Source organism: Streptomyces sp. YKOK-I1 (assembly GCF_054660435.1).
The window spans coordinates 3,601,778-3,627,415 of the sequence record NZ_BAAGDR010000001.1 but is presented as its reverse complement, the minus strand read 5'-3'; the positions used below and the strand labels follow the sequence as shown (position 1 = coordinate 3,627,415).

At 71.4% G+C, this 25,638-nt stretch carries 25 protein-coding genes and 1 pseudogene; 16 read left to right on the top strand and 10 right to left on the bottom strand.

Annotation, left to right across the window (positions count from 1 at the left end):
• Positions 1–15: 15 nt before the first annotated feature.
• Both ACYQ8Q_RS15740 and ACYQ8Q_RS15735 read right to left on the bottom strand, forming a co-directional pair.
• Positions 16–972, bottom strand: a complete 957-nt coding sequence (locus tag ACYQ8Q_RS15740) for a hypothetical protein (protein WP_460065480.1) — start codon at positions 970–972, stop codon at positions 16–18.
• Between the two features lie 70 nt (positions 973–1,042).
• Positions 1,043–1,906, bottom strand: a complete 864-nt coding sequence (locus tag ACYQ8Q_RS15735; protein WP_460065479.1) for a helix-turn-helix transcriptional regulator — start codon at positions 1,904–1,906, stop codon at positions 1,043–1,045.
• Positions 1,907–2,028: 122 nt separating this feature from the next.
• Between ACYQ8Q_RS15735 and ACYQ8Q_RS15730 the strand changes: the two genes are divergently transcribed.
• Positions 2,029–2,883: an NAD-dependent epimerase/dehydratase family protein gene (locus ACYQ8Q_RS15730; RefSeq protein ID WP_460065477.1), complete on the top strand. Its 855-nt coding sequence runs from the start codon at positions 2,029–2,031 to the stop codon at positions 2,881–2,883.
• Between the two features lie 30 nt (positions 2,884–2,913).
• Here ACYQ8Q_RS15730 and ACYQ8Q_RS15725 read toward each other — a convergent pair whose 3' ends face one another.
• The 4 genes from ACYQ8Q_RS15725 to ACYQ8Q_RS15710 form a co-directional block, all read right to left on the bottom strand.
• A complete protein-coding gene (locus ACYQ8Q_RS15725; protein ID WP_460065475.1) occupies positions 2,914–4,197 on the bottom strand; it encodes an MFS transporter in 1,284 nt (427 codons plus the stop codon).
• Positions 4,194–5,531, bottom strand: coding sequence for a GH1 family beta-glucosidase (locus ACYQ8Q_RS15720; protein WP_460065474.1), 1,338 nt, complete (start codon positions 5,529–5,531; stop codon positions 4,194–4,196). Before ACYQ8Q_RS15720 ends, ACYQ8Q_RS15725 begins: the two co-directional genes overlap by 4 nt.
• A gap of 110 nt (positions 5,532–5,641) precedes the next feature.
• Entirely contained in the window at positions 5,642–5,908 is a 267-nt protein-coding gene (locus ACYQ8Q_RS15715; protein ID WP_460065473.1) for a protealysin inhibitor emfourin, read from the bottom strand.
• Between the two features lie 21 nt (positions 5,909–5,929).
• Complete coding sequence (locus ACYQ8Q_RS15710) at positions 5,930–7,006, bottom strand: M4 family metallopeptidase (protein WP_460065472.1); 1,077 nt, start codon at positions 7,004–7,006, stop codon at positions 5,930–5,932.
• 319 nt (positions 7,007–7,325) lie between these two features.
• Here ACYQ8Q_RS15710 and leuA point away from each other — a divergent pair, with 319 nt between their 5' ends.
• The 6 genes from leuA to ACYQ8Q_RS15680 all read left to right on the top strand — a co-directional run bounded on the left by leuA (position 7,326) and on the right by ACYQ8Q_RS15680 (position 15,166).
• Positions 7,326–9,047, top strand: a complete 1,722-nt coding sequence (gene leuA / locus ACYQ8Q_RS15705; RefSeq protein WP_460065470.1) for a 2-isopropylmalate synthase — start codon at positions 7,326–7,328, stop codon at positions 9,045–9,047.
• Between the two features lie 184 nt (positions 9,048–9,231).
• On the top strand, positions 9,232–9,927 hold the full coding sequence (locus ACYQ8Q_RS15700; protein WP_460065469.1) for a TerB family tellurite resistance protein: 696 nt from the start codon (positions 9,232–9,234) through the stop codon (positions 9,925–9,927).
• 139 nt (positions 9,928–10,066) lie between these two features.
• Positions 10,067–12,130, top strand: a complete 2,064-nt coding sequence (locus tag ACYQ8Q_RS15695) for an MMPL family transporter (RefSeq protein ID WP_460065467.1) — start codon at positions 10,067–10,069, stop codon at positions 12,128–12,130.
• A 32-nt stretch (positions 12,131–12,162) separates the two neighbouring features.
• On the top strand, positions 12,163–13,260 hold the full coding sequence (locus ACYQ8Q_RS15690; protein WP_460073333.1) for a sensor histidine kinase: 1,098 nt from the start codon (positions 12,163–12,165) through the stop codon (positions 13,258–13,260).
• A gap of 59 nt (positions 13,261–13,319) precedes the next feature.
• The gene (locus ACYQ8Q_RS15685) at positions 13,320–13,928 is read left to right on the top strand and encodes a response regulator (RefSeq protein ID WP_460073332.1); all 609 of its coding nucleotides are present in this window, start codon (positions 13,320–13,322) and stop codon (positions 13,926–13,928) included.
• A 23-nt stretch (positions 13,929–13,951) separates the two neighbouring features.
• Positions 13,952–15,166 carry a sialidase family protein gene (locus ACYQ8Q_RS15680; protein ID WP_460065466.1) on the top strand — a complete coding sequence of 405 codons (1,215 nt, stop codon included), beginning with the start codon at positions 13,952–13,954 and terminating at the stop codon, positions 15,164–15,166.
• Positions 15,167–15,173: 7 nt separating this feature from the next.
• On the opposite strand, the gene ACYQ8Q_RS15675 is transcribed toward ACYQ8Q_RS15680, so the two are convergent.
• Together ACYQ8Q_RS15675 and ACYQ8Q_RS15670 are read right to left on the bottom strand one after the other, a co-directional pair.
• Complete coding sequence (locus ACYQ8Q_RS15675; protein ID WP_460065465.1) at positions 15,174–16,103, bottom strand: hypothetical protein; 930 nt, start codon at positions 16,101–16,103, stop codon at positions 15,174–15,176.
• A complete protein-coding gene (locus ACYQ8Q_RS15670; protein ID WP_460065464.1) occupies positions 16,100–16,627 on the bottom strand; it encodes a SigE family RNA polymerase sigma factor in 528 nt (175 codons plus the stop codon). Before ACYQ8Q_RS15670 ends, ACYQ8Q_RS15675 begins: the two co-directional genes overlap by 4 nt.
• Positions 16,628–16,763: 136 nt before the next feature.
• On the opposite strand from ACYQ8Q_RS15670, the pseudogene ACYQ8Q_RS15665 reads away from it, so the two are divergent.
• A pseudogene (locus ACYQ8Q_RS15665) lies at positions 16,764–16,880 on the top strand (protein phosphatase); the annotation flags it as partial.
• Here ACYQ8Q_RS15665 and ACYQ8Q_RS15660 read toward each other — a convergent pair.
• The gene (locus ACYQ8Q_RS15660; protein WP_460065462.1) at positions 16,861–17,358 is read right to left on the bottom strand and encodes an N-acetyltransferase family protein; all 498 of its coding nucleotides are present in this window, start codon (positions 17,356–17,358) and stop codon (positions 16,861–16,863) included. The pseudogene ACYQ8Q_RS15665 and the gene ACYQ8Q_RS15660 overlap by 20 nt on opposite strands.
• Before the next feature lie 37 nt (positions 17,359–17,395).
• Here ACYQ8Q_RS15660 and ACYQ8Q_RS15655 point away from each other — a divergent pair, with 37 nt between their 5' ends.
• On the top strand, positions 17,396–18,187 hold the full coding sequence (locus ACYQ8Q_RS15655) for an SCO2525 family SAM-dependent methyltransferase (protein WP_460065460.1): 792 nt from the start codon (positions 17,396–17,398) through the stop codon (positions 18,185–18,187).
• Here the strand turns inward: ACYQ8Q_RS15655 and ACYQ8Q_RS15650 are convergent.
• On the bottom strand, positions 18,168–18,629 hold the full coding sequence (locus ACYQ8Q_RS15650) for an N-acetyltransferase family protein (RefSeq protein ID WP_460065457.1): 462 nt from the start codon (positions 18,627–18,629) through the stop codon (positions 18,168–18,170). The genes ACYQ8Q_RS15655 and ACYQ8Q_RS15650 overlap by 20 nt on opposite strands.
• 95 nt (positions 18,630–18,724) lie before the next feature.
• On the opposite strand from ACYQ8Q_RS15650, the gene ACYQ8Q_RS15645 reads away from it, so the two are divergent.
• From ACYQ8Q_RS15645 to ACYQ8Q_RS15615, 7 genes are all read left to right on the top strand, one after another.
• Positions 18,725–19,486: an SCO2525 family SAM-dependent methyltransferase gene (locus ACYQ8Q_RS15645; RefSeq protein WP_460065455.1), complete on the top strand. Its 762-nt coding sequence runs from the start codon at positions 18,725–18,727 to the stop codon at positions 19,484–19,486.
• 51 nt (positions 19,487–19,537) lie between these two features.
• The gene (locus tag ACYQ8Q_RS15640) at positions 19,538–21,385 is read left to right on the top strand and encodes an SCO2524 family protein (protein ID WP_460065454.1); all 1,848 of its coding nucleotides are present in this window, start codon (positions 19,538–19,540) and stop codon (positions 21,383–21,385) included.
• A gap of 13 nt (positions 21,386–21,398) precedes the next feature.
• A complete protein-coding gene (locus ACYQ8Q_RS15635) occupies positions 21,399–22,319 on the top strand; it encodes an SCO2523 family variant P-loop protein (protein WP_460065452.1) in 921 nt (306 codons plus the stop codon).
• A complete protein-coding gene (locus ACYQ8Q_RS15630) occupies positions 22,316–23,302 on the top strand; it encodes an SCO2522 family protein (protein WP_460065450.1) in 987 nt (328 codons plus the stop codon). The genes ACYQ8Q_RS15635 and ACYQ8Q_RS15630 overlap by 4 nt, the downstream gene beginning before the upstream one ends.
• Positions 23,302–24,270, top strand: a complete 969-nt coding sequence (locus tag ACYQ8Q_RS15625; protein WP_460065448.1) for an SCO2521 family protein — start codon at positions 23,302–23,304, stop codon at positions 24,268–24,270. The genes ACYQ8Q_RS15630 and ACYQ8Q_RS15625 overlap by 1 nt, the downstream gene beginning before the upstream one ends.
• A gap of 106 nt (positions 24,271–24,376) precedes the next feature.
• Positions 24,377–25,285, top strand: coding sequence for a hypothetical protein (locus ACYQ8Q_RS15620; RefSeq protein WP_460065447.1), 909 nt, complete (start codon positions 24,377–24,379; stop codon positions 25,283–25,285).
• Between the two features lie 72 nt (positions 25,286–25,357).
• Positions 25,358–25,582: a hypothetical protein gene (locus tag ACYQ8Q_RS15615; protein WP_460065446.1), complete on the top strand. Its 225-nt coding sequence runs from the start codon at positions 25,358–25,360 to the stop codon at positions 25,580–25,582.
• The last annotated feature ends 56 nt before the right edge of the window (positions 25,583–25,638 follow it).

Sequence of the window (25,638 nt, the reverse complement as noted above, 5' to 3'; positions counted from 1 at the left end):
TTGCCTGCCGGGGCACTAGACCGCCCTGGCCCCCGGCGCCGGTGCGGTGAGCTGCCCGGTCGCCGTCAGGGCCAGGCGGGAGAACAACTGCCCGGAGAAGCCGAAGAGCAGGGCGATGGCCAGCGCGATCGGGCGGTCCGGGGTGTTCCACGAGTTCTCCAGGAACACCTGACCGAGCAGATTCAGGTCGGGGTCGGCGAGCATCCGCACCAGCAGCAGCCCCCCGACCGCCGCCAGCGCCCCGCCCACCGGCGCGAGCACCAGCACCCCCCACGACGACGGCGGACGCTGCGCGCGCATCACCCCGACCACCGGGGACAGGAACCCGCCCAGCGCGCCGAGCAGCATCGTCTCCCGGTGATCCAGCACCCTCCCGATCAGCAGGACCGCGCACAGCCCGGTCAGCGCCAGCCACAGCGCGATGCGCTGCTGGTCGTAGTCCCGCTCCGCCGCCCCGTCCTCGGCGTCGTCCAGCCGCTGCGCGGCCGCGAGCACCAGCGCACGCCCCTCGACCGCGCCCGCGTCGGCGGCGGCGAGCCGGTCCGCCATCGCCTCGTCGGCCGCGTCCCCCGACGCCCGCAGCCGGAGCACCAGCGACTCCCGCTGCGCCAGCACCTCCTCGTCCGGCTCGACCCCGAGCAGCCTGCGCTCCGAGGCGTGCAGCACCCGCCACGCCGCGGCGAGCTTCGACAACGGGATCGCGATCACCCCGTACCGCGCACTCAGCCGCCACACCACCGTGCCGCCCTGCTCCAGCTGCGCCAGCCGCCCCGCCACCGCTCCGACCACCGCCTTCTGCGGCGACTCCTCACCCCAGACCCCGCCCAGATACTCCGCCCGCGCCCGGCAGTCCCGCAGCCGCGCCTGCAACAGCCGGTACCGGGGGGCGGCGATCAGCCCCCGGCTGGTGATGTAGACGATCAGCAGATAACAGACACAGACCAGTTCCAGACCCCGGTCGCCGACTCGCATCAGCATTCCCCCTGTTGCGCCGCGGTGCCGGAGTCATCCTGCCCCGTCGCGCACCGGGACAAGCGGGGCCTCAGTCGCCCCCCGCGCCCACCCCGCCGGGCGTGAGGTCCTGCAGACCCACCACCCGCAGCAGCCGCAGGCGGTCGTAGGTGTCCGTGCCCGGGCGGGCCGTGTGGATGACCAGGAGCTGGTGGTGCTCGTGGCTGAGCAGGACCTCGCAGTCCAGGTCCAGCAGGCCGACCAGCGGGTGCAGGAAGCGTTTCGTCGCCTTGTGGCGCAGGGACACCTCATGGGCGTCCCAGAGGCGGGCGAACTCCTCGCTGCCCGTGCGGAGTTCGGCGACCAGCGCGGCCGGTTCCGGGTCGTCGGGGCGGGCGGCGGTCACCGCGCGCAGATTGGCCACCTGGGCGCGGGCGTGGTCCGGGTGGTCCTCCTCCGGGAACAGGGTGCGCGCGGCCGGGTCCAGGAAGAACCTGCGGACGAGGTTGCGCTCGCGCCGGGGCCGGGACATCACGTCGAGGGTCAGGGCCCTGGCCATCGCGTTCTGGGCCAGCACCTCACCGCAGTCGGTCACCACCTGCGCCGGGGTGTCGTCCAGCCGGTCCAGGATCAGCATCAGGCCGGGCCGCACATGCGTCGACGCCGTCTCCCGGCGCGGCGGCTCCTCGCCGGTCAGGTGGAACAGGTGGTCGCGTTCGTCGTCGGTGAGGCGCAGGGCGCGGGCCAGCGCCGTCAGCGTCTGGCGGGACGGACGCGGGCCCCGGGACTGTTCCAGACGGGTGTAGTAGTCCACCGACAGGGCCGCCAGCTGCGCCACCTCCTCGCGGCGCAGTCCGGGGGTGCGGCGGCGGGCGCCCGGCGGCAGCCCCACGTCCGAGGGGGCCAGGCGGGCCCGGCCGCGGCGCAGGAAGTCGGCGAGTTCGGCTCGGTTCACCCCTCCAGGCTGCGTCCTCGCGCCCGGCTTATCCAGGGACTGGCGGTCCCCCGATCGACGGGTCTCTCCCGCGCGGCCGGGGCCCGGCCCAGGGTGGGAGCACAGACCGAGAGGGGAAGACCATGCTGACACTCGTGACCGGCACCACCGGACAGATCGGCCGGCGGTTCGTGCCGCGGCTGCTGGCGCAGCGGGAGCCCGGCGAGCGGGTACGCGTCCTGGTGCGGGACGCGGCGCGCGGGGAGCCGTTCGCGGAGCTGGGCGCCGAGGTGGTCGTGGGGGATCTGCGGGACGAGGAGGCCCTCGGCAAGGCCGTCGCCGGCGCGGACGCCGTCGTGAACGTCGCCGCCGCCTTCCGCGGGGTGCCCGACGAGGAGGCGTGGGCCGTCAACCGGGACGCCGCCGTGGCGCTCGGACGGGCCGCGCAGAGCGCCGGGGTCCAGCGGTTCGTGCAGGTCAGCACGGGGATGGTGTACGGCGTCGGGCGGGGCAGGCCGCTCACCGAGGACGACGAGATCCGGCCCGGCGGCATGATGTGGGGCGCCTACAACGAGTCCAAGGCGGCCGCCGAGCGGGAGCTGCTGGCGCTGGAGGGGCTTCAGGTGCGGATCGGCCGGCTGCCCTTCGTCTACGGCGACGGCGACCCCCACCTCGCCCAGGCCCTGCAGTGGGCCTCGGCCTGGGCGTCGGCTCAGCGGCTGCAGATGGCCCACCACGCCGACGTCGCCCAGGGGCTGCTGCGCCTGCTGCATGCGCCCGCGGTGGGCGGACCGGTCTACAACATCGCCGACGACGCCCCCGTGACGACGGTCGAGCTGTACCACCTCAACGGGGTCGAGGTGCCGGCCGGCCTCGAGACCCGGACCGACACCGACCCCTGGTTCGGGATCATGTCCACCCGGCGGATCCGTCGGGATCTCGGCTTCCGCCCGGTCTACCCGTCGGCGTGGACCGCCCGGGACGCCGGAGCCCTGTAGCCCTCGGGGACCGGAGCCCGGGGGAGAGGCTCACTCCACCCCCCTGATCCGCCCCACCAGCACCGCGCCCGCCAGGCCCACCGCCGCCGCCGCCGCGTACAGCATCCGGTAGCCGCCCAGGTAGGTGACGATCGGGGCGGCGAGCACGGGGGCCGCGACCTGGGGCAGGGAGTTGGCGACATTGATGACGCCGAGGTCCTTGCCCCGGTCCAGGGCCTTGGGCAGGACGTCGGTCATCAGCGCGAAGTCGACCGAGGCGAACACGCCGTAGCCGATGCCCTGCACGGCCGCCGCGACGATCGCCCCCGGCCAGGTCTGCCAGATGGCGAGCCCCGCCGTCGCCACCGCCATCAGCACGCCGGACCAGACCACGAACGGCTTGCGCCGGCCCACCCGGTCCGACCAGACGCCCCCGACGACGACCGTGGCGAGCAGGGTGAGCCCGTTCACCGCCGACAGGATCAGCACGCCCTGGTCGGGGTCGGCGTAGTGCAGCCGGTCGCGCAGGTAGTACAGCAGGTACAGCAGCACCAGCGCGTTGCTCAGGTTCATCAGGAACCGGGTGAGCCAGGCCCAGCCCAGGTCGGGGTACTTCCTCGGGCTCAGCCAGAAGCCCTTCAGGAAGCCGGGCCAGGACCAGGCCGGGCGGTCCGTCACCGGCAGCCGCAGATCCTCGTAGCGCAGGACGTACGGCAGCACGCCCAGCGCCGTGAACACCGCGCACGCCACATAGCCCGCGCCCACGCCGCCCGCCACCGTGACGAGCGCCGTGCCGCCGACCACGCCGAGGACCTGCGCGACCCCGAGCCAGCCGCCCACGGCACCCCGCTGGGACCGGGGTACCCGGTCCGGCACCGCCGCCGTGACGGCCGCGAAGGCCGCGTTCAGGGTGAGCTGCACCAGGCACCAGCCCAGCGCCATCGTCCACACCCCGTCCGCCACCGCGAGCAGCAGCAGGGACAGGGCGCCGCCCACCGCGCCCGCCACGATCCACGGGGTACGGCGGCCGTACCGGGACGTCGTGCGGTCCGACAGGGCGCCGAAGAGCGGGTTGGCCCACAGCGACACCAGCGCGCCCACGCCGGTGACCCAGGCCAGCATGGTCTCCTTCGACATGCCGGAGCCGGGCGCGAAGTCCTTGGCCTGGGAGGCCAGCAGGATCTGCAGCGGGCCGTACCAGCCCACCCAGATCGCCCCGTTGGCGAGGGACAGGGCCGAGGTCCAGCCCTTGCCGACGCGCTCGACGGGCTCGGCCAGCGCGGCCCCGGGGGCGGCGGGGGCGCCGCGGTCCGGCGCCCTGTCCTCCGTCGTCATCCCCGCGCCCGTGATGCCTGGGCCCGCAGGACGTCCCGGTACCAGCGGTAGGACGCCTTCGGGGTGCGGGTCTGGCTCGCGTAGTCGACGTGGACCAGGCCGAAGCGGCGTGCGTAGCCCTCCGCCCACTCGAAGTTGTCCAGCAGCGACCACACGAAGTAGCCGCGCACGTCCACGCCCGCCTCCAGGGCCCGGTGCAGCGCGCGGACATGGCCGTCGAGGTAGGCGATGCGGTCCTGGTCGTCGAGGCCGTCGTAGGAGCAGCCGTTCTCGGTGATGACCACCGGCGGGAGGCGGTCGCCGTAGCGGTCCTTGAAGGTGGTGAGCAGTTCGGTCAGGCCCTCGGGAACCACCGGCCAGCCGAAGTCCGTCACCGGGACGTCCTCGATCTCCCGCACGGAGAAGGGGAGTTCGGCCGGCATGGTGATCCCGCCGAACTCGATCTCGGTGCCCTGCGGGGCGCCCACCCTGGTCGGGGCGTAGTAGTTCACGCCGTACCAGTCGAGCGGCTCGCCGATGATCTTCAGATCGGCGGCGACATCGCCCGGCATCAGCTCGCCGAGCCCCTCCGGGTACTCGCCCAGCAGCAGCGGCTCCGCGAACAGGCGGTTCAGCAGGAGGTCGTAGAAGGCGGCCGCCTCCAGGTCGGCCGGCTCCTGGGAGGCGGGCCAGGTCGGGCCGTGGGAGTTGGCGACGCCGATGTCCGTGGCGCCGGCCGCGCGCAGGGCCCGTACCGCGAGACCGTGGGCGAGGAGCTGGTGGTGGGCGACCGGCAGCGCGTCGAAGAGCAGCTGTCTGCCCGGCGCGTGGGTGCCGAGGGCGTGGCCCAGCAGGGTGTGCTCGGCGGGCTCGTTGAGGGTGATCCACTTGCCCACCCGGTCGCCGAGGCGGTCCACGACCTTCGACACGTAGTCCGCGAAGAGCGAGGCGGTGTCCCGCTCCAGCCAGTCCAGGTGGGCCGGCAGGTCCCAGTGGAAGAGGGTCGGGACGGGGCGTACGCCCGCCGTCAGCAGCTCGTCCACCAGGGCGTCGTAGAAGTCCAGTCCGCCGGGGGAGTTCACCCGGGGCCAGGATATGGAGAAGCGGTACGCGTCCACCCCGAGGTCCTTCAGGAGGGCCACGTCCTCGGTGTGGCGGTGGTAGTGGTCGCAGGCCACCGCCGCCGTGGAGCCGTCCTTCACCCGTCCGGGCTCGGCGGAGAAGGTGTCCCACACGGACGGCTCGCGCCGGTCCGCGGCGCCCTCGATCTGATGGGCGGAGGTGGAGACGCCCCACAGGAAGCCGGCCGGGAACTGGGGGATCGGGTGCACCGCGTCGCGCGGATCGTTCGCCATGGGCGGGATCATCCTTACCCACCGGTAAGGAAGTCAACGCCCGGACGGAAACTACCGGTTGCGCGCCCCGGCGCACGGTTGTCCAGGCCCCCTCCTCCAGGCCCCCTCCTTCAGGCTCCTTCTTTCAATACCCGCGAGATGAGCTTGCGCTGCTCGGGGGTGAGCCGGGGATCGGCCGCGTACACCGTCCGCCCGTCCACCGCGATCTCGTAGCTGAACCCGTCCGGGACGCCCGGCGGACGGGTGGGACCGCCGTCCGCCAGCGCCTGTTTCGCCAGGTCCTCCCACTCGCGGGCATCGGGACGCCCCGAGGTGTCCACCTCGGCGTGCCGCTCGATGCCCGCGAAGCCGCCCGTGCGACTCACTCGAATCCGCATGGGACCGTGTCTAGTACGGATCTACAGGATCCGCACCCCCACCTGTTCCCACGCCTTCTGCACGGCCTGGAGCTCGTCGCCGCCGTCCCCGAACCGTGCCCGCGCCGCCTTCACGGTCAGCTTGGCGAAGTCGGTGAACAGCGCCTTCTGGGTCAGCCTGCCGCCGGTGAGCACGTCGTACCAGATCTGGCCCGCCTTCTCCCAGGCGGACCCGCCGAGGGCCGTCGCGACCAGGTAGAACGCGTGGTTGGGGATGCCCGAGTTGATGTGCACACCGCCGTTGTCGCGGCCGGTGCGGACGTAGTCGTCCATGGTCGCGGGCTGCGGGTCCTTGCCGAGGACGTCGTCGTCGTACGCCGTGCCCGGGGCCTTCATCGAGCGCAGGGCCGAACCGGTGACGCCGGGGGCGAGGATGCCCGCGCCGATCAGCCAGTCGGCCTCGGAGGCGGTCTGGCCGAGCGTGTACTGCTTGATGAGCGAGCCGAACACGTCGGACATCGACTCGTTCAGGGCGCCCGGCTGGCCGTAGTAGGTCAGGTTCGCCGTGTACTGCGTGACGCCGTGGGTGAGTTCGTGCCCGATGACGTCGACGGAGTTGGTGAAGTCGACGAAGATCTGGCCGTCGCCGTCGCCGAACACCATCTGCTCGCCGTTCCAGAAGGCGTTGTTGTAGCCCTCGTCGTAGTGGACGCTGGCGTCCAGCGGCAGACCGTCGCCGTCGATGGAGTGGCGGGCGTAGGCCTTGAGGTAGAGGTCGAAGGTGGCGCCGAGCCCGGAGTAGGCGCGGTTGACCGTGGCGTCCTGGCCGGGTTCCTGCCCTTCGGAGCGGACCTTGGCGCCGGGCAGGTCGGTGCCGTGCGCGCAGTCGTAGATCGAGCGCAGCGGCTGGTCGGCCGGTGCCTTCGCGATCGCCGTCGGGCCGGCCCACAGGCCGTACTCGGTGCCCACCCGGCGGCGGTTGCGCAGCTCGCCGTCGCGCAGCAGGGTGCGCTGGGCGGGCCGGGAGAGGGCGGGGTCGTCGTTGCTCGCCAGCTTGTCGAGGACATGCGGCGGTACGACGGTGCAGAAGACGGGCTCGAAGCCCCCGTTCGTCGTCATGCGTCGCACCATTGCACTGTGTTATCCAGCTGTCACCACAGGCAACCATGATCGGTGAAAAACGGTGACAAACATGGCTGATCTGCGGCGGGGAGTGGTATAGCGCACGTTTCGCCCCTTTGGTTCCCGTGGTCCCGCATACTGATACGGACCCACGCGACGGGAGCGGCTCGGCTAGGCTGCGGAGCACTATGCGTTTCGGGCTGCTTCTCCTTAGCTGCCGCGGCGAGGGCCTGTAAGACAGGTCGACTCCCTCCCCGCGGAGCTTTGCGTTGCATCGTCGGCCGTCCTTCCGGACATCCTGAGGAGCCCCGCGAACATGGCGAACCGCCAGCAGCCCAGCCAGATGCCGATCCACAAGTACGGACAGTACGAGCAGGTCGACATCCCCGACCGCACCTGGCCGAACCAGCGGATCACCGTAGCCCCCCGCTGGCTCTCCACCGACCTGCGGGACGGCAACCAGGCCCTGATCGACCCGATGTCGCCCGAGCGCAAGCGCCGGATGTTCGACCAGCTGGTCAAGATGGGCTACAAGGAGATCGAGGTCGGCTTCCCCGCCTCCGGCCAGACCGACTTCGACTTCGTGCGCTCGATCATCGAGGAAGAGGGCGCGATCCCGGACGACGTCACGATCTCCGTGCTGACCCAGGCCCGTGAGGACCTGATCGAGCGGACCGTGGAGTCCCTCAAGGGCGCCAAGCGGGCCACCGTCCACCTGTACAACGCGACCGCCCCCGTCTTCCGCCGGGTGGTCTTCCGCGGCTCCAAGGACGACATCAAGCAGATCGCCGTCGACGGCACCCGCCTGGTGATGGAGTACGCCGAGAAGCTGCTGGGCCCGGAGACCGAGTTCGGCTACCAGTACAGCCCGGAGATCTTCACCGACACCGAGCTGGACTTCGCGCTGGAGGTCTGCGAGGCGGTGATGGACGTCTACCAGCCCGGCCCGGGCCGCGAGATCATCCTCAACCTGCCCGCCACGGTCGAGCGCTCCACCCCCTCCACCCACGCGGACCGCTTCGAGTGGATGAGCCGCACCATCTCCCGCCGCGAGCACGTCGTCATCTCCGTCCACCCGCACAACGACCGCGGTACGGCCGTCGCCGCCGCCGAACTGGCCCTGATGGCCGGCGCCGACCGCGTCGAGGGCTGTCTGTTCGGGCAGGGCGAGCGCACCGGCAACGTCGACCTGGTGACCCTGGGCATGAACCTGTTCTCCCAGGGCGTCGACCCGCAGATCGACTTCTCCGACATCGACGAGATCCGTCGTACGTGGGAGTACTGCAACCAGATGGAGGTCCACCCGCGCCACCCGTACGTGGGCGACCTGGTCTACACGTCCTTCTCCGGCTCCCACCAGGACGCCATCAAGAAGGGCTTCGACGCGATGGAGGCCGACGCGGCGGCCAAGGGCGTCACGGTCGACGACATCGAGTGGGCGGTCCCGTACCTGCCGATCGACCCCAAGGACGTCGGCCGCTCCTACGAGGCCGTCATCCGGGTCAACTCGCAGTCCGGCAAGGGCGGTATCGCGTACGTCCTGAAGAACGACCACAAGCTGGACCTGCCGCGCCGGATGCAGATCGAGTTCTCGAAGCTCATCCAGGCGAAGACGGACGCCGAGGGCGGCGAGGTCACCGGCTCCGACATCTGGGCGGTCTTCCAGGACGAGTACCTGCCGAACCCGGAGAACCCCTGGGGCCGCATCCAGGTCCGCACCGGCCAGTCGACCACCGACACCGACGGCGTGGACACCCTCACCGTCGAGGCCACGGTCGACGGCCAGGACACCGTCCTGACCGGCACCGGCAACGGTCCGATCTCGGCCTTCTTCGACGCCCTGCAGTCCATCGGCATCGACGTACGCCTGCTGGACTACCAGGAGCACACGATGAGCGAGGGCGCGTCCGCGCAGGCCGCCTCCTACATCGAATGCGCGATCGACGGCAAGGTCCTGTGGGGCATCGGCATCGACGCGAACACGACGCGCGCCTCGCTGAAGGCGGTCGTCTCCGCGGTCAACCGCGCGGCTCGCTGACCGGCCTGACCGGCTCTTTCGGGGCCTTGACCGTCGTATACGGCGATCAAGGCCCCGTCGGTTATCGGCCACCGCCCCGTGGAGGTCACGGAAAGGTCTCGTCCTGGGTGCTGACTAGTCCTCCTCCCTGTGGCTAACATCACGCAGACGTGGCGATGTTGCCGCGGGGTTACGGAGGTGCGACGTGCTGCCAGGACGGGGACGAGACGGCCAGGTCACCAGGCTTGCCCGCATCCTGGGCACCCGTACCGCGTGGACACCCGTCGGGGACGGCGAGTTCTTCTGCCCCGGCTGCGGCGGCGACCGCAACTACCAGCGGCTCACCGGCCGGCGCCGGTTCACCCTCCTCGGTCTGCCCGTCCTCTCGCGCGGCGAGACCGGCCCGGTCGTCGAGTGCGCGGCCTGCCAGTGCCAGTACGGCACCGACGTCCTCGACCACCCCACCACCACCCGCTTCTCCGCGATGCTCCGCGACGCCGTCCACACCGTCGCCCTCGCCGTCCTCTCCGCGGGCGCCACCTGTGCCCGCCCCTCCCTCGACACGGCCGCCGACGCGGTCCGCGCGGCCGGCTTCACCGACTGCACCCGAGAACAGCTCGCCGCCCTCGTCGACGCCCTCGCCGCCGACACCGGCCGCACCTACGGCGAACCCTGCGGCGCCGGACTCGCCATAGAGCTCCACGAGGCCCTCGACCCCCTCGCCCCCCACCTCGCTGCGGCCGGCCGCGAATCGATCCTGCTCCAGGGCGCCCGCATCGCCCTCGCGGACGGCCCCTACACCCCTGCCGAACGCGAGGTCCTCGCCACGGTGGGCGCGGCCCTCACGATCGACGCGGACGAGGTGACGCGGCTCCTGGCGGCGGCGGGCACGCCCTCCTGATACTCCCCCGGGAGTAACGCGGCCCCGGGGCCGCCCGCCGCAGTACCCCCGAACTCGCCCTCGCGCGCGACGATCCGGCCCCTCCCGGCCGGAAGTCTGGAACCGCAACCAGACAACCGTGCCGGAGGGAGGGCCCGTCATGGGGGCCGCGAAGAGGAAGGGCATCCCCTGGGGGGTGCTGGGGCTGTGGGTGGTGGTGCTGGCGTTCGTGTCGCCGTTCGCCGCCAGGCTCGCCGAGGTGCAGCACGACCGGATCACCGACTACCTGCCCGCGAGCGCCGACTCGACGAAGGTGGCGAAGATCCAGGAGCGGCTGCCGGGCGGTGAGGCCACCGAGCTGGTGCTCGTGTACCACCGGGACGGCGGGCTGACCGCCGCCGACCGGGCCACGGCGGCCGGGCAGGTCGCGCGCGTCGCGGGGGAGCACGCGCTGACCGCCGAGCCGCAGGGGGTGCCGTCCGAGGACGGGACCACCCTGATGTATCCGGTGGCCAGCACCGAGCCGGGGACCGACGAGGACCGGCGGGACGCCTTCGTCGGAGACGTCCGCGAGGTCGTACGGGGCGGTGACGGGCTGAAGGTCGAGGTCGGCGGACCCGGCGCCCTGGCCACCGACGCCTCCGAGGTCTACAACTCGCTCGGCGGACCGCTGCTCTACACCACCGTCGCCGTCGTCGCGATCCTGCTGGTCCTGATCTACCGCAGCCCGGTGCTGTGGCTGGTCCCGCTGATCGTCGCCGGGATCGCCGACTACCTCTCGATGGGCGTCGCCTACGGACTCCACCAGGCCTTCGGCACCACGGTCTCCGGCCAGAGCTCGGGCATCATGACCATCCTCGTCTTCGGCGCCGGCACGGACTACGCGCTGCTGCTCGTCTCCCGCTACCGGGAGGAACTGCGGCGCGTCGAGCGGCCCCACGACGCCATGCGGGCCGCGCTGAAGGGCTGCGGGCCCGCCGTCCTCGCCTCCTCCGGGACCGTCGCGGCCGGACTGCTGTGCCTGCTCACCGCCGACCTCAACTCCAACCGGGACATGGGCCCCCTGGGCACGGTGGGCGTGCTGTGCGCCCTTCTCGCGATGCTCACCCTGCTGCCCGCGCTGCTCGTCCTCCTCGGCCGCCGGGTGTTCTGGCCTCTGGTCCCGGCGTACGGCTCCACGCCCAAGGCCCGCCGGTCGCTGTTCGCCGCCATGGGCACCTCCGCCGGCCGGCGCCCGCTGACCGTGCTGCTCGGCGGTGCCGCCCTGCTCGGCGCGCTCGCCCTCGGCACGCTCAACCTCCCCGGCACGGTCAAGCAGCAGGACGCCTTCGTCGACAAGCCCCCGTCGGTCGCCGCGATGGAGACCCTGGCCGCCGCCTTCCCCGAGTCCTCCGCCCAGCCCGTCGACGTCATCACCCCGGCCGGCCGCGCCGACGCGACCCTGGCGGCGATCCGGGGCGTCGAAGGGGTCGACAGCGCGCGCAAGGGACGTACGGGAGAAGGCTGGACGGAGATCGCCGTACTCGCCGCCGCGCCCCCGCAGTCGGCTGCCGAGACCGCGACGATCGAGAGGCTGCGCGAAGAACTGCCCGGCTCCTACGTCGGCGGGCCCAGCGCCCAGCAGATCGATCTGAAGGACACCAACGCCCGGGACCGGCTGGTCGTCGTGCCGATCGTGCTGCTGTCGGTGCTGCTGATCCTCGTCGCGCTGCTGCGCTCGCTGGTCGCCCCGCTGATCCTCACCGCCGCCGTGGTCGCGGTGTGGGGCGCCGCGCTCGGCATCGGCGGGCTGGTGTTCGGGCCGCTGTTCGGCTTCGAGGGCACGGATCCCGGGCTCGGCCTGCTGTCCTTCGTGTTCCTGGTCGCCCTCGGCGTCGACTACGGCATCTTCCTGATGCACCGGATGCGCGAGGAGTCGCTGAGCGGCGCCGAACCGGCCGCCGCCGCGCTCACCGCGCTGCGCAGCACCGGCGGGGTCATCGCCTCCGCGGGACTCGTCCTCGCCGCGACCTTCGCCGTCCTCACCAACATGGGGCTCGTCCAACTCGTCGAGCTGGGCTTCGTGATCGCCGTCGGGGTGCTCCTCGACACCTTCCTGGTGCGGACCTACCTGGTGACCAGTGCGAGCGTGGCGCTGGGGCGGAAGGTGTGGTGGCCGGGGCGGCTGTCGAAGGCGAATCCGGCGCCGGAAGCGGAATCGGCGCACGAACGCCAGTACGCCTGAGGGAGGATGGGACCGTGGGGGAGGGGGAGAACATGCGGGCGCGGGACGTGTGGCTCGCCGTGGCTTCGGCCGCCGTGGCCGTCGTGCTCGGACTGTTCGTCGAGGACGGCCGCCGCCTGGACGTCCTGGGCTGGACACTGCTGCTCGCCGCCCAGCTCCCTCTCCTCGTGCGGCACCGGCACCCGATGGCGGTGCTGGTCGCGGTGGTCGCGTGCGTCGCGCCGTACCACGCGCTCGACTACATGCACAGCGCCGCCGTACCGGCCGGCATGATCGCCCTCTACACGGTCGCCTCGACCGGCAGCGCCCGCCGCACCCTGCTCACCGGTGTCGTCGTGGTCGGCGGCACCCTCACGGTGGACGCTCTCGTCAGCCCGAGCCAGTTCGTGGACGTCCTGCGCATCTCCGGCTGGATCATCGACGTCCTGCTCTTCGGCGGCTACCTCCGCGTCCAGCGCGAACGCGCCGAACGCGCCGAACGCACCCGCGACGAGGAGGCCCGCCGTCGCGTCGCCGAGGAACGTCTGCGCATCGCCCGCGATCTGCACGACCTGCTCGCGCACAGCATCACCCTCATCGGCGTGCAGACCTCCGTCGCCGCCCACGTCCTGGCCGCCGACCCCGACCGCCTCGACCGGGCGGCCATCGCCAAGGCACTCGACGACATCGCCGACACCTGCCGTACCTCGCGCGGCGAACTCCGCACCACCCTGGAGGTGCTGCGCGAGGACGACGACGCCCGGGGCCCGCTGCCGGGGCTGCACGGCCTGCCCGGACTCGCCGACACGGCCCGGGCGGCGGGCGCGAAGGTCGAGCTGAGCGTGGGCGCCACGGACGTACGGCCCGCCGTCGGCGCGGCGGCCTACCGGATCGTCCAGGAGGGACTGACCAACGCGGTACGGCACGGCGGCCGCGAGGACCTGACCGTGGAGGTGCGGGTGTACGAGGAACAGGGCGCCCTGCGGGTGACCGTGACCGACGACGGGGAGGGCGCCGGGGACACCGCTCCCGGGTACGGACTGGTCGGCATGCGGGAGCGGGCCCGCAGCGTCGGCGGCACCCTGGCGGCGGGCCCGAGGGACGGCAAGGGCTTCGAGGTGCGTGCCGTACTGCCCGTGGGGGAGCGGTGACGGGCCCGGTCCGGGTGCTCCTCGCCGACGACCAGACCCTGGTCCGGGCGGCGTTCGCGATGCTCGTCGAGTCGGCCCCCGACATGGTCGTGGTGGGACAGGCGGGCAGCGGGCGGGAGGCCCTGGCGCTGGCCCGCGACGCCCGCCCCGACCTCGTGGTGATGGACATCCGCATGCCCGACCTCGACGGCATCGCGGCCACCCGGCTGATCGCCGCCGACGAGGAGCTGGCCGGGGTGCGGATCCTCGTCCTGACCACCTACGACACCGACGAGAACATCGTGGAGGCGCTGCGCGCCGGCGCCTCCGGGTTCCTGGTGAAGGACACCCGGCCCGCCGAACTCCTCGACGCCATCCGCACGGTCGCGGCCGGCGAGGCACTGCTCTCCCCGGGGCCGACGGCCCGGCTGATCGCCCGCTTCCTGCGCAGCCCCTCCGTGCCGACGCCCACCGGCGGCCCCGAACAGCTGTCCGAGCGGGAGCGTGAGGTGCTCGCCCTGGTCGGGCGGGGCCTGACCAACACCGAGATCGGCGACGCGCTCCAACTGAGCCCGCTCACCGCGAAGACCCACGTCAGCCGGATCATGGGGAAGCTGGGGGCACGGGACCGGGCGCAACTCGTCGTCGTGGCGTACGAGTCGGGGATGGTGACGCCGGGGACGATGTGAGCAGTCCGTCCAAGGGAGCCGCGATGACCCTGCTGAGCCGTGCCCTTCTCGCCACCGCCGTGGTCCTGGCCCCGCTCGGCGCCGCCGGCCCGGCCGCCGCGGGTGCGGGCCGCTGCGCCTCCTCCGTGCCGTACGTCTCCGGCGAGGGCGGCTACGCCTCCTACCGCATCCCCGCCGCCGTCACGACCCTCCCCCACTCTCGGCTTCGCTCGAGCGGGGGGACCCCCACCGGCACCCTGCTGGCCTTCGCCGAGGGGCGCCGGGACGGGCCCGGGGACACCGGGGACATCGACATCGTGCTGCGCCGCTCCACCGACGGCGGCTGCACCTGGGGCCCGCTGACCGTGGTGGCCGCCGGGGACGGCGACACCCGGGGCAACCCGGCGCCGGTCGTCGACCCGCGCACCGGGACCGTGGTCCTGGTGAGCTGCGCCAACCCGGGCACGGCGACCGAGGCGCAGATCATGCGCGGGGAGGCGCCGGGCCGCCGGGTGTACGTCCAGCACAGCGCGGACGACGGCCGCCGCTTCACCCCGCCGCGGGACATCACGGACGAGGTCCGGCTGCCGTCCTGGCGCTGGTACGCCACCGGCCCCGGCCATGCCCTGGCCCTCACCCGGGGCCCGCACCGGGGCCGGCTGGTCGTCCCCGCCAACCACTCCGCCGCCCCGCCCGCCGACTCCGCCGACACCGGCCGGGAGGCCCGCTACTACGGCGGCCACGCCCTGCTCAGCGACGACGGCGGCCGTAGCTGGCGGCTGGGGTTCGTCGACGCCGACCACGACGGCACGGTGAACGCCAACGAGAGTACGGCCGCCCAACTCCCGGACGGCCGTGTCTACTTCAACGCCCGTGACCAGGGCGGCCGGGCGCCCGGCAACCGGGTGGACGCCCTCTCCGAGGACGGCGGCGAGAGCCTGCTCCACCCCTACGCCCCGCAGCAGACCCTCGCCGACACCCCCGTCGTCCAGGGCAGCACCCTCCAACTCCGCGGCCCCGGAGCCCCGCTGCTGTTCTCCGCCCCCTCCGACCCCACCGCCCGCCGCGCCCCCGCCGTCTGGCGCAGCACGGACTCCGGGACGTCCTTCACCCGGGCGGTCACCCTCTCCGGGCTCCCCGCCGCCTACTCCGACCTGGTGCCGGTGGACGCGGAGACGGTGGGGGTGCTGTACGAGACGGGGACGGCGGGGCCGTACGAGAGGATCGAGTTCCGCCGACTGGACACGGACGGTCTCTAGCGAACCGCTAGGGCAGGGCGCGGTCGTACGTCTTGTCGGTGTCGGAGTCGTAGACCAGCTTGCCCGCGGCGTCGTAGCCCATGACGTGCGGGGCGAGTTCGACCTGCTCGTCCAGGGTTCCGTACGCGATGTACCAGCCGTGGTCCAGGACGGCCGGGTCCACGGTGCTGTCGCCGTAGGAGACGGTCACCCGGGTGACCGACGCGTCGACGTAGCCGATCGCGGCCCAGCGGAACGGCAGCTTCCATTTGCCCTTGTCGATGACCGACTGCATGTACAGATCGGCGGCGTTGGGATCGGGCACGACCAGGCCCGCCTCCGGGGACGCGGCGTCGCCGGTGCTGACGTTGATGCCCTCGGGCTTGCCGTCCTTGATCGTGCAGATCACCCGGTAACCGTCGGAGTCCTCCTTGACCGCGACGACATGGAAGCCGTCACCGGGGGCGTTGGAGTCGCCCGTGGCCTTCGCGGCGAGGATGATCCGGAAGTCCTCGGCCCTGACCGAGGTACCGGTGAGCGACCCGACCCGCTCGGCCTTCAGACAGTCCTTCAGCCCGTCGGCGGCCTGCGCGAAGGTGATGCCGTCGAGCAGCTGCGCGTCGCTCGCCGGCCGCCCCGGACCGGAGGACGGCGTCGTCGCCGTCGGGCTCTGCGGGGCGCTGACCGAGGTCATCGGCGCCGCCGTGTCGGAGCCCTTCCCCCCGTTCCCGCCGGCCCACGCGTACGCCCCCACGGGCACCACGGTCAGCGCGACCAGCGCCGCCGCGACCGCCGTCATCCGATGCCGTCGTTCCGCCATTCCCTGCCTCCTGATCGCCGGGTACGGGGCCGGTGCGGGGCGGACGATGTCGGCGTCCCGCACCAGCAGCTCCCGCAACCGCTCCTCGAACACGTCGTCGGCCCCGTCGGCCCTGTCGATGTGCCGCTCGCCGTTCACCTGGTGCCTCCCTGTCCGGAGACCGCGCGGCTGGGCGCCAGTCCCGGATACGTACGCAACTTCGCCAGCCCCTTCGACGCCTGGCTCTTGACCGTGCCGGGGGAGCAGCCGAGCACCTCGGCGACCTCCGCCTCGGACAGGTCCTCCCAGTACCGCAGGACGACCACGGCCCGCTGTTTCTTGGGCAGCTGGGCCAGCCCGGCCATGAGGGAGCCGCGCTCCTCCACCCGTCCGGTGACCTCGTCCCGCCCCGCCCGGTCCGGCGGCGCCGCGGTCAGCGCCTCGGTGACCCGCCGCTTGCGGAACCGGTCGCTGTTGCAGCTGACCAGCATCCGCCGGACGTACGCCTCCGGGTTGTCGGTGCGCGCGATCCGCCGCCACGAGCGGTACGCCTTCGCCAGCGCGGTCTGCGTCAGATCCTCCGCGTGGTGGACGTCCCCCGTGAGCAGATACGCGGTCCGTACCAGCCGGGACCATCGCGCTCTGACGAACTCCTGGAACCGATCCTCTAGTTCGGCCTGCATCAAGCACCCTCCTCGCCCTCCAGACCACCGGCTGCGGGGAATCGGTTGCCTGTGCGGGCGGGTGAGGTTCGCATGGGGGATGGATGAGACGGGCGCGCCCGTGTGCTGATGCTGCCGTCCATGCCGTCGTACGGGCTCTGGCGTACCGGCGGGCGAGGCCGTGGAGTTCATACGTCGGCACTACGACCGGCACGCCGTGGAGGCGCCGTGGCAGCGGTGTTTCGTACGGCGGTTCACAGGGTCAGCGACATGAGCAGCCGGTCCTCGCCGGGACCGAAGTAGTCCTTGCGGGGGCCGCCGGGGTCCGGGGCGAAGCCCAGGGACAGGTAGAGGGCGACGGCCGCCTCGTTGCCGGGCTCCACGGAGAGCCAGACGGAGTGGGTGCCCTGGGCGCGCAGACGGCCGAGGATCCCCGTCATGAGCTGCCGGCCGAGGCCCTGCCCGCGCAGGGCGGGGACGATGGCGAGGCTGAGGACCCAGCTCTGTGCCTCGTGCGGCGGGGTGGCGAGCACATAGCCGCGCAACTCGCCGCCCTCCTCCACGAGGAGCAGGAAGTCCTTGGAACTCACCAGAAGTTGGCGCAGCACGAAGAACGGGTAGGCGTTGCGAGGGAAGGCCTCCTCGTCGAGGCGCGCGAGTTGCGGCAGGTCGGCTTCGGTGGCCCTGCGGATCCGTAACGGCGTCTTTCCGGGCTCTGCGGCCTCTGCGGGCTCTATGGGGAATGGAGGCATGGACTCAATCATGACTTATGGGGGCAACGCCGACCCGATGCGGAATGCCGACGCACCCTGGGACGAGTTCGACCCGGTGGCCTACACCGAGTGCAACTACCTCCACATGCAGGCGGTGGACAAGGAGATCGTCTCCCGGGTGCGGGACCACTTCAGTGATCATTTCCGGGGGAGCGGCAGGGTCCCCTCCGGTATTGACGTCGGCGCCGGCCCCAATCTCTGTCCCGCGCTCGCCATGCTGCCCTGGTGCGACCGGATCACGCTCCTGGAGCAGTCCGCCCGCAATCTCGACTACCTCCGCGGTCAGGTCGTCGAGTACGGCCCGCACTGGGACCAGTTCTGGGACGTCCTGTGCGAGGACCCCGCCTATGCCGAACTCGACGTCACCCCCCGGCTCCGTTTCAAGGAGGCCGTCCAGCAGCCCGAACCCGGCAGCCTCTTCGACCTCTGCGCCGACACCCGCCGCTGGGATCTCGGCACGATGTTCTTCGTCGCCGAATCCATCACCGCCTCGCTCGACGAGTTCCAGCATGGCGTCGGCTGTTTCATGAGCGCCCTGAAGCCGGGCGCGCCTTTCGCCGCCGCGTTCATGATGGGCTCCCACGGGTATCGCGTCGGGGAGATCGAATTCCCGGCCACGCGCATCGAGGAAACGCAGGTGGAGGAGGCGCTCGGCGGTTTCGCCCGGGACGTGGAGATGTACCGTCTGGGCGACCCGAATGCTCTGGTGCGCGAAGGCCATTGCGAACTCGTCCTGGCCTGTGGCACGCGAGCCGGGGACGGTGGGCAGGCTCCACGTGCTTACGGCTTCAGAGAGTCAGCGACATGAGGAGGCGGTCCTCGCCGGGACCGAAATGGTCCTTGACAGGATCGCCGGAGGGTGCGAACCCCAGCGATTCGTAGAGGGCGACAGCCGGTTTGTTGTTCGGCTCGACCCACAGCAGGACGGTGGCCGTGCCCTCGTCCCGCAGTGCCTGAATCGTCTCCGTCATCAGTCTCCGGCCCAGCCCCTGCCCGCGCTTGTCCTTGGCGACGCCCAGACTGAAGATCCAGCTCCGTGCTCTGCTCGGCGGCGTGGCCAGTACGTATCCGCACAGCCGCCCCTCGTCCTCCACGACCCTCAGGTGGTCGGCGAACGTGTCCATGAACTGGCTCAGGACGGACCGGGGGTACGGGTCGCGCGGAAACGCCTCGCCGTCCACACGCATGAGATCGGGCATATCGCCTTGGGTGGCCTTGCGTACCCGGAGGGTCGGGTGAAGTGCTGGCATCGCACCAGAATTGCCCGGTGATCCCGATCGTTCAAGTCCCCTGATGGCGTGTTCGGTGGCGCGTGCCGGGATAGCCCGTGCTGATACCGTGGGGCATGCCCTTGGGATCACCTGGAAATCCTGCGCAGCCGAACACGGCGGAGCTCTGGGACACCTTCGACCCCGATGCCTACGTCGAGAAGAACTACCGTACGGTGCTTCACGCCGACGAAGAGATCATTTCGAGGGTCCGTGCCCACTTCGGTGATCATTTCCGCAGGAATCCGGGCAGGCCGCTGCGGGGCATCGACGTAGGCGCCGGCGCGAACCTCTACCCGGCGTTCACGATGCTTCCCTGGTGCGACGGGATCACCCTGATCGATCGGTCGACGCCGAATCTGCGGTACCTGGAGCGGCAGCTCGCCCGGCACGACCCCGGCTGGGACGCCTTCTGGCAGCAGTTGTGCAGGGACGACTCCTACGCGGCCCTGTCCGACGGCCCGTGGGAGAGACTCGGCAAGGTGGCCCGGGTCGAGCAGGCAGACCTCTTCGACCTGAGCTTCCGGCCCGGACAATGGGAGATCGGCACCATGTTCTTCGTCGCCGAATCCATCTCCACCGACTTGGACGACTTCGAGCTGGGCGTGAAGTGCTTCCTGGAATCGCTCGCCCCAGGGGCTCCGTTCGCGGCCGCCTTCATGGAAGGCTCCCAGGGGTACACGGTGGGAGACACCGAATTCCCCGCGTGCAACGTGGATCAGTCGCACATTCATGAGGTGGTCGGCGCCCACGCCAGGGAGTTCCTGATTCACCGGATCGGCGGACCCAAGGTACGAACCGGCTACACCTCCATGATCCTTGCTTGCGGATTCCGGTAGACGGGTAGGTCTTGCACTGCCCTGACGACATGATCTGTGAGGGGGCACAGGATGCAGATCAAGCCGCGTCAGCACCTACTGGAAATGTGGCGGGCCATCGCCCGCCACTCCTTCGAGGGAGGCGAATGGTCCTGGGGGGAGGGCGGAGGCCGCAGCAGTGTCGCGGACGCGGAGCGGCTGCTCTGCCTCCTCTACCCGGCCACGGAGATCGACGCGTTCCGTCTGGACGACCCCGACACCACACAGCCGGACGTGGCCCACGCACTCGCCAAGGCCGCTGACACCACCGACATCCCGCTGCGTCTGGTGGAGGCTCTCGCCGACTTCATGGCGAAGCACCGAGACGAGGAAGGCCCCACCTTCGCGGGCGGTCACTCCTACGCCCCTGCCGATCCCGAGGAGGAGCTCACCGAGGAGCAGCGGGCAGTCGATGTCGTCGACTCCTACTCCATGTCGGTGAGCCTGTGTCTGGCCACGCTCGAATTCTGCAAGGGCTACCGGGCGAAGACCCGGCGAGCGGACGCCCTCACTCACATAGACCGGCTCAGGGAGGACGCCAACGCCCGGCTCACCGCCGCGATGGTGGGCCTGCTGCGCTCCTTCACCGTGAACGTCGTCGATGTCTCGTCCAAACAGGGCGAGGCACTGGCCCAGTTACTCGGCCGCGGTCGGCTCTCCGACCGCCAGGTGGTGCAGCGATTCCAAAGCCATTTCGCCTCCCTGCGCGCGCTGATCGCCGAGAGCTTCACCCTCGGGCTCAGCAGCGAGGTCACCGAGGAACTACGCAACGAGAACCGGCTGTTCGAGTGCGGCTGGGCCTGGAGCGTGGTGAACGGTGCACCGGAGATCGGGACAGGGGCGGACACATCCCAGGCCAGGGGCCGCCGGTCCCAGGGCATTGCCCACGGCGTGCCCTACCTCCATTTCACCGTCGTCGCCCTGGACGGCATCATCGACCTCTTCTCCGAGCGCACCTTCGTCCTCGGGCTGCTCGACGCGGAGCAGCAGAAGCTGGCCGATGCTCTCCGACTGCGCTGGGAGATCACCCAGCAGTACTGGTCGACCATCGCCCGTTTCGAAGAGGGCGCCTGGCCCTTGGAAGCGATCCCCTGGCGCACCACGCCCGGTCTGCCGGAATCGGCGTACTTCTCGCTCACCGTGGTCTCCATCCTGGTGCACGACCTGATGCGGAGTCGTGCCACCGAGCACGACCTCACACGGCTCGTCAGCGTGATGGAACGCCTCGCCGAACGCGGTGGGATCACCGGTGGCGTCAGCCGGGACAATCCCGCCGTCGGAGTGCACAGCCCCGGGGTGGCCATGCCGCTGCTGGGCGGCAGCGCACGGGGCCCGGCCATGACCTGGACGATGAGCGACTTCTCCACCCAGTTGTTCAAGCGGACGGTCCAACTGTGCGCCCTGTCACGGGACATCGCCCTGGAGGGCCGGTTGCTCAGACTGGCCGAGGACATCCTCGATCACATCTGGGGGCGCCGGATCAGCGAGGGGGAAGGCGCTGGGCTCTGGGACGACGTCCACGCCGTCCACCCCGAGGCCCCCGTCGGCAAGGTGTCCCTGTCCTGGAGCATCACCGAGCGCGTCTCCGAATGCATGGTCGCCGCGCACACCCTGTACGGCCGCGACCCGATCCGCAGTCCCGAACTGTCCGCGCTGGCACGGTCGGTGATCAGCGAGGCCGCCCATCTTCTGGGCAAAGAACAAGAGGACCGCCCGGCGCCGGCTCCCAGGAGTTCCGAAGGTGAAGAAATCAAGAGAGCGGAGGCGGACTTGCGCCGCGCCCGTGGGCTGGTCGACAAACAGCCCGGCACCGCCTACGAGTTGGCTCTCGGGGTTCTCCGCCGACTCGACGTCCTCGCCCGCGCCCGTGAGACGGACTGAGGAGGTGTGATCCGTGCTGGTGTTCGCAGCCTCCGACAAAGGAGGCACAGGCCGCTCCGTGACGAGCGCCAACCTCGCCTACCACCTGGCCCTGGGCGGTGACGACGTCTGCTACCTGGACTTCGACTTCGGTTCGCCCACCGCGGCCGCCGTGTTCGACCTGCCCGACGTCCTCTCCGAGGCCGAGGGGCGAGGCCTGCACGCGTACCTCCAGGGCAAGACCGGCAAGCCCCTCCGCGTCGACGTCTGGGCCCGCACCGAGCACCCCGACCTGCGCAACCGGCCCGGCGGCTCCGGGCGGCTCGTCCTGCTGCCCGGTGACCGCACCGGCGGGGAGTTCGTCACCGACGAGGAGAACCTCCACCGCTGCGTCGATCTGATCCTCGGCCTGAAACGCGAATTCGACGTCATCATCGTCGACCTGAGCGCCGGGCGCAGTTACGCGATGGACCTCGCACTCGTCGCCACCTCGCCCCGCGGCGGGCTCGGCCGGCTCAAGACGCGATGGCTCGTCTACCACCGCTGGACCCGCCAGCATGTGATGGCCGCCGCCGAACTCGTGTACGGAAAGCAGGGAATCACCCGGGCCGGTGTGGCCATGGGACACCGGCCCGACGCGCTCAGCGGTTCGATCCGCTTCGTCCGGGCCGCCGTACCCGATCTCGAGTCGCCCCTGTGGTCCCAGGTGTCGCCCGCGCAGTACGCCTGGATGCGCAAGTGCGACAGGGAACTCGAACAACTCGCCGCGGGCCGCGGAAGCGGCAAGACCCGGGTCCTGGCCTCCATTCCGCTGGAACCCGTCCTGCAATGGCAGGAACGCCTCATCACCGACGAGGACGTCCACGACCGCAGGATCGTCAACAACGAGACCTGGCAGGCCATGGGAGATCTCGCCCAACGGGTGACCGACGACACGTTCTGGGGGGAGTTGTGAACCAGTCCGCGGCCGTCTTCCGGGAAACCAGCGCCGAACCGCGCACGGAATCCGTCCCGTTCTCCCATCTCTCCCTGGAATTGGGCCACTTGTACATGGAGGACTTCGTCGAGGGGCCCGCCCGGCTGCACCGGCACTTCGCCGCCGTACAGCCCTGGGTGGACGCCGCCCGGGCCGCCCTCGGCCCGCTGCCCGCCGGCCGGCGCCCCCGGATCAGCACCTGCTTCCTGATCGACGACTACTTCTCCCGGCTCTCCACCCCCGCCGAGCTGATCCCGCCCCTCCTCCAGGCCGCCGCCGACGCCGGACTCACCATCGACTACCTCGCCCGTGAGTCGGGCTGTGCCGTGGCCGACCCCGCCCACCGCGACCGGGCCGAACTCGCCGAGTCCGTCCTGCACCGGCTCGTGGAGTCGCCCCCGCCCGGCAGCAACGGCTTCCGCCCGCCCGTCAGCCGCACCGGCTGGCTCACCAACGGCCGCCGCGCCCCCGCACAGCGCACCTCCGCCGCCCTCGACTCCACCGGCACCGTCTGGCAGCCGCCCAGCGAGACCGGCGCCCGCGGCCACTCCGTCTTCATGGACGTCGAACTCTGGAACGGCCCCGACGACGACCGCACCTGGTCCTGCGCCTTCCTCGCCTCCGTATGGCAGCTCGTCCGCCTCGGCCTGCTGCGCGACAACGGCAGCGCCGTGCTCACCCCCACCCCCTGGGACGACAAGGAGTTCCCGGCCGAGTGGGACGCCCTGCCGCCCGTCCTGTGCCTCAACCCGAGGGCCGCGCCCTTCACGGCCTACGTCACCTGCAGCGTGCTGCCCACCCGCTTCCTGCCCGTCGAGCACGCCGTACGCGTCATCCTCGACCAGGTCCACGTCGAGGCCGAGGTGCTCGCCCAGGTCGCCGAGCGGTCCGCCGCGGAGGGCTTCGCCGTACCCGCCGGGGTGGTCGACCGCACCTCCTACGTGTTCCCGCCGGGGCTGTGATGGACGGCCTGGGCACCGCCTCGGGTCCCGTCCTCGTCTGCGGCGAGGTGCACACCTGTCTGCTGCCCACCCGGGACGCGGTCGACGAGCGGGCCGCCGTGGAACTGCTGCGGCTGCGCGCCGACGAACGCGTACGGGTCTCCCGGCACCCCAACCGGCACGCCGTCTCCCCGGACGTGCTCACCGGCGTCGACTGCCGGCTGCCCACCGCCGACGGCACCCGCAGCCGCGCCGTCGGCACGGTCACCGCCCGGGCGGCACTCACCGAGGGCCGGGTCCTGCAGGCCACGGCGTACTTCTCCGCACCCGCCGCCGGCCCCGACCGGCGCCGGCCCTGGGGCTACTACCTGGTCCGCGCCGGCACCGTGATCCCGGTCGGCCGGTTGCCCGAGAAGGCTTTCAGGGAAGGCTTCCTGAGCGGCCATCAGCCCGGTGAGCTCGACCTCGGATCCATCTCCGACAGCCTGCTGGCGAGGATCTCCCGGCAGCACCGGATCCTCGACCACGACACCCCGCTCACCACCGCCGACACCAGCCTGCGCTGGACCGCGGCAGCGGCGGCCGACGGCGAGGAGACCTCCCTGCGGTTCACCAAGGCCGAGGACGGACTGCGGATCGTGGAACTGCGGCTGCCGCCCGGCACCGCGCCCATCGCCGCGGCCGGACTCTGCGAGGACCTCGCCCTGCACGACTGGCTGCTGACCACCGTCGCCGACAAGCTCGACGGACTGCGCGCCGGCTCCCAGGACGGCCGGGCCGTCCTCAAGGTGCTGCGCCCGCTCGTCGACCATCTGCTGCACCTGTGGATGCCCCGGGCCCGCGTCGACGGCGCCCTGCACACCGCCTGGCGGGAACTCGAACGGACCCCGGGCTTCAGCAGGCAGTGGAACGCCCTCGCCCAGCGCGTCCGCGACCAACTGTCGCTCCACGCGATTCGGTCGGGGAACGAGGTGCCGACCCCGCACTGACCGGGCACCATCCTACGGACACCTGGCGGGGGGAGAGGCTGGCATGGACGGAGCATCGGGCACACCGGGACCTGTCCCGGCGGGAGGCGGGCGGATAGCACCCGTCGTGCTCAAGACGCTGATCACCGTTGTGGTGAGCACGGTCGCCTATGTGATCACCAACCTGGTGAACCAGTCCGGGGACGACCTGTGGAAGCTCGCGGTGTCCATCGTCATCGGCGGTTCCGCGCTCATCGTGCAGTACTTGGTCGACTTCGAGCAGCGCCTGAGCGCGACGGAGGCCGGTGAACAGCGGCGGACGCAGGAGCTCCACGGTCACTTCGTCCAGCTCAGCGAGGCCGCCGGGCTCCTGAGCGAACTCGACCAGGCGGGTATGAGCACCAGTGACGTGAGACGTCTGATCAGGAGTGCGATCAAGGTGGGGGCGCAGGGGCCGGAGATCGCGAAGGCGTTCGCCCGTGCCGAGATAGACAGCCTCGCCTCGGTCGTCACGGACCTGACCGGCATGACCGCCCACTGGCCGCGGGACAACAACGAGTGGCTCCTCAGGCTCACCGCATGCGCCCGGCGCACCATCGACGCCACGAGCAGTTCCGTCGACCGGCCCTTCTGGGACACCGACCCGGCAGGGGACTACCTGGACGCGCAGATCGAGGCGATGCGGGTCTCCCGTGTGAACGTCCGGCGGCTCTTCATGCTCGAGCTCGCGGAGGCGAACGATCCCGAGTTCATGGGCAGGTTCCTGCGGCTGTGCGAGGGACAGAGCGCCCTCGGAATCAAGGTGCGCTACACGGTCCTCACCCGGAACCGGCAGAACCGGGCGGCCGCGCGAGACGTCGTGATCTTCGATCGCGAGCTGTACCTGGAGTTCGAACCGGACCGGCGGCAGAGCAACCTCCAGACCAGACTCGACGCGGATACCCGTCGCGTCGAAGGGCAGGTCAGGCGTTTCGACGACCTGTGGGAGGCGGCCAACGAACCCGGATCCGTGACGGTCCCCTCCTCCGGGGGCTAGGCATGGTGCCGCAGAGTCTCGCCGACATCGCCAACGCGCCGGTTCATCGTCAAGGAGAACCAGGAGCGTGCCGTGCTGGATCCCCTCTGCGAGGAGCAGCGGAACATGGGCATCAACGTCCGCGTGGTGGCCCTGGAGCAGCTTCCGGCGCACCACCGGCCCGAGCTCGTTGAGCCTCTGCTGCGCCGGTTCGAGCAACTGTGGGAGGCCGCCGGTGACGTGCAGCCGCCCCCGAACGGGCTCCCCCCGGGCGGCATCCGTTCCCTGACCGGCGGCGGCGACGGGGCCGACACCTGATACCCCGGACCCCGCCGCATGGGCGAGAATGGACGCCATGAGCCAGTTCCGCTCCC

Excerpts from the sequence above, each read along its gene's own strand:
- ACYQ8Q_RS15740 (WP_460065480.1), bottom strand. The coding sequence starts at position 972 with ATGCGAGTCGGCGACCGGGGTCTGGAACTGGTCTGTGTCTGTTATCTG.
- ACYQ8Q_RS15730 (WP_460065477.1), top strand. The coding sequence starts at position 2,029 with ATGCTGACACTCGTGACCGGCACCACCGGACAGATCGGCCGGCGGTTC.
- ACYQ8Q_RS15725 (WP_460065475.1), bottom strand. The coding sequence starts at position 4,197 with ATGACGACGGAGGACAGGGCGCCGGACCGCGGCGCCCCCGCCGCCCCC.
- ACYQ8Q_RS15720 (WP_460065474.1), bottom strand. The coding sequence starts at position 5,531 with ATGGCGAACGATCCGCGCGACGCGGTGCACCCGATCCCCCAGTTCCCG.
- ACYQ8Q_RS15715 (WP_460065473.1), bottom strand. The coding sequence starts at position 5,908 with ATGCGGATTCGAGTGAGTCGCACGGGCGGCTTCGCGGGCATCGAGCGG.
- ACYQ8Q_RS15710 (WP_460065472.1), bottom strand. The coding sequence starts at position 7,006 with ATGACGACGAACGGGGGCTTCGAGCCCGTCTTCTGCACCGTCGTACCG.
- leuA (WP_460065470.1), top strand. The coding sequence starts at position 7,326 with ATGGCGAACCGCCAGCAGCCCAGCCAGATGCCGATCCACAAGTACGGA.
- ACYQ8Q_RS15695 (WP_460065467.1), top strand. The coding sequence starts at position 10,067 with ATGGGGGCCGCGAAGAGGAAGGGCATCCCCTGGGGGGTGCTGGGGCTG.
- ACYQ8Q_RS15690 (WP_460073333.1), top strand. The coding sequence starts at position 12,163 with ATGCGGGCGCGGGACGTGTGGCTCGCCGTGGCTTCGGCCGCCGTGGCC.
- ACYQ8Q_RS15685 (WP_460073332.1), top strand. The coding sequence starts at position 13,320 with ATGCTCGTCGAGTCGGCCCCCGACATGGTCGTGGTGGGACAGGCGGGC.
- ACYQ8Q_RS15680 (WP_460065466.1), top strand. The coding sequence starts at position 13,952 with ATGACCCTGCTGAGCCGTGCCCTTCTCGCCACCGCCGTGGTCCTGGCC.
- ACYQ8Q_RS15670 (WP_460065464.1), bottom strand. The coding sequence starts at position 16,627 with ATGCAGGCCGAACTAGAGGATCGGTTCCAGGAGTTCGTCAGAGCGCGA.
- ACYQ8Q_RS15660 (WP_460065462.1), bottom strand. The coding sequence starts at position 17,358 with ATGCCTCCATTCCCCATAGAGCCCGCAGAGGCCGCAGAGCCCGGAAAG.
- ACYQ8Q_RS15655 (WP_460065460.1), top strand. The coding sequence starts at position 17,396 with ATGCGGAATGCCGACGCACCCTGGGACGAGTTCGACCCGGTGGCCTAC.
- ACYQ8Q_RS15650 (WP_460065457.1), bottom strand. The coding sequence starts at position 18,629 with ATGCCAGCACTTCACCCGACCCTCCGGGTACGCAAGGCCACCCAAGGC.
- ACYQ8Q_RS15645 (WP_460065455.1), top strand. The coding sequence starts at position 18,725 with ATGCCCTTGGGATCACCTGGAAATCCTGCGCAGCCGAACACGGCGGAG.
- ACYQ8Q_RS15640 (WP_460065454.1), top strand. The coding sequence starts at position 19,538 with ATGCAGATCAAGCCGCGTCAGCACCTACTGGAAATGTGGCGGGCCATC.
- ACYQ8Q_RS15625 (WP_460065448.1), top strand. The coding sequence starts at position 23,302 with ATGGACGGCCTGGGCACCGCCTCGGGTCCCGTCCTCGTCTGCGGCGAG.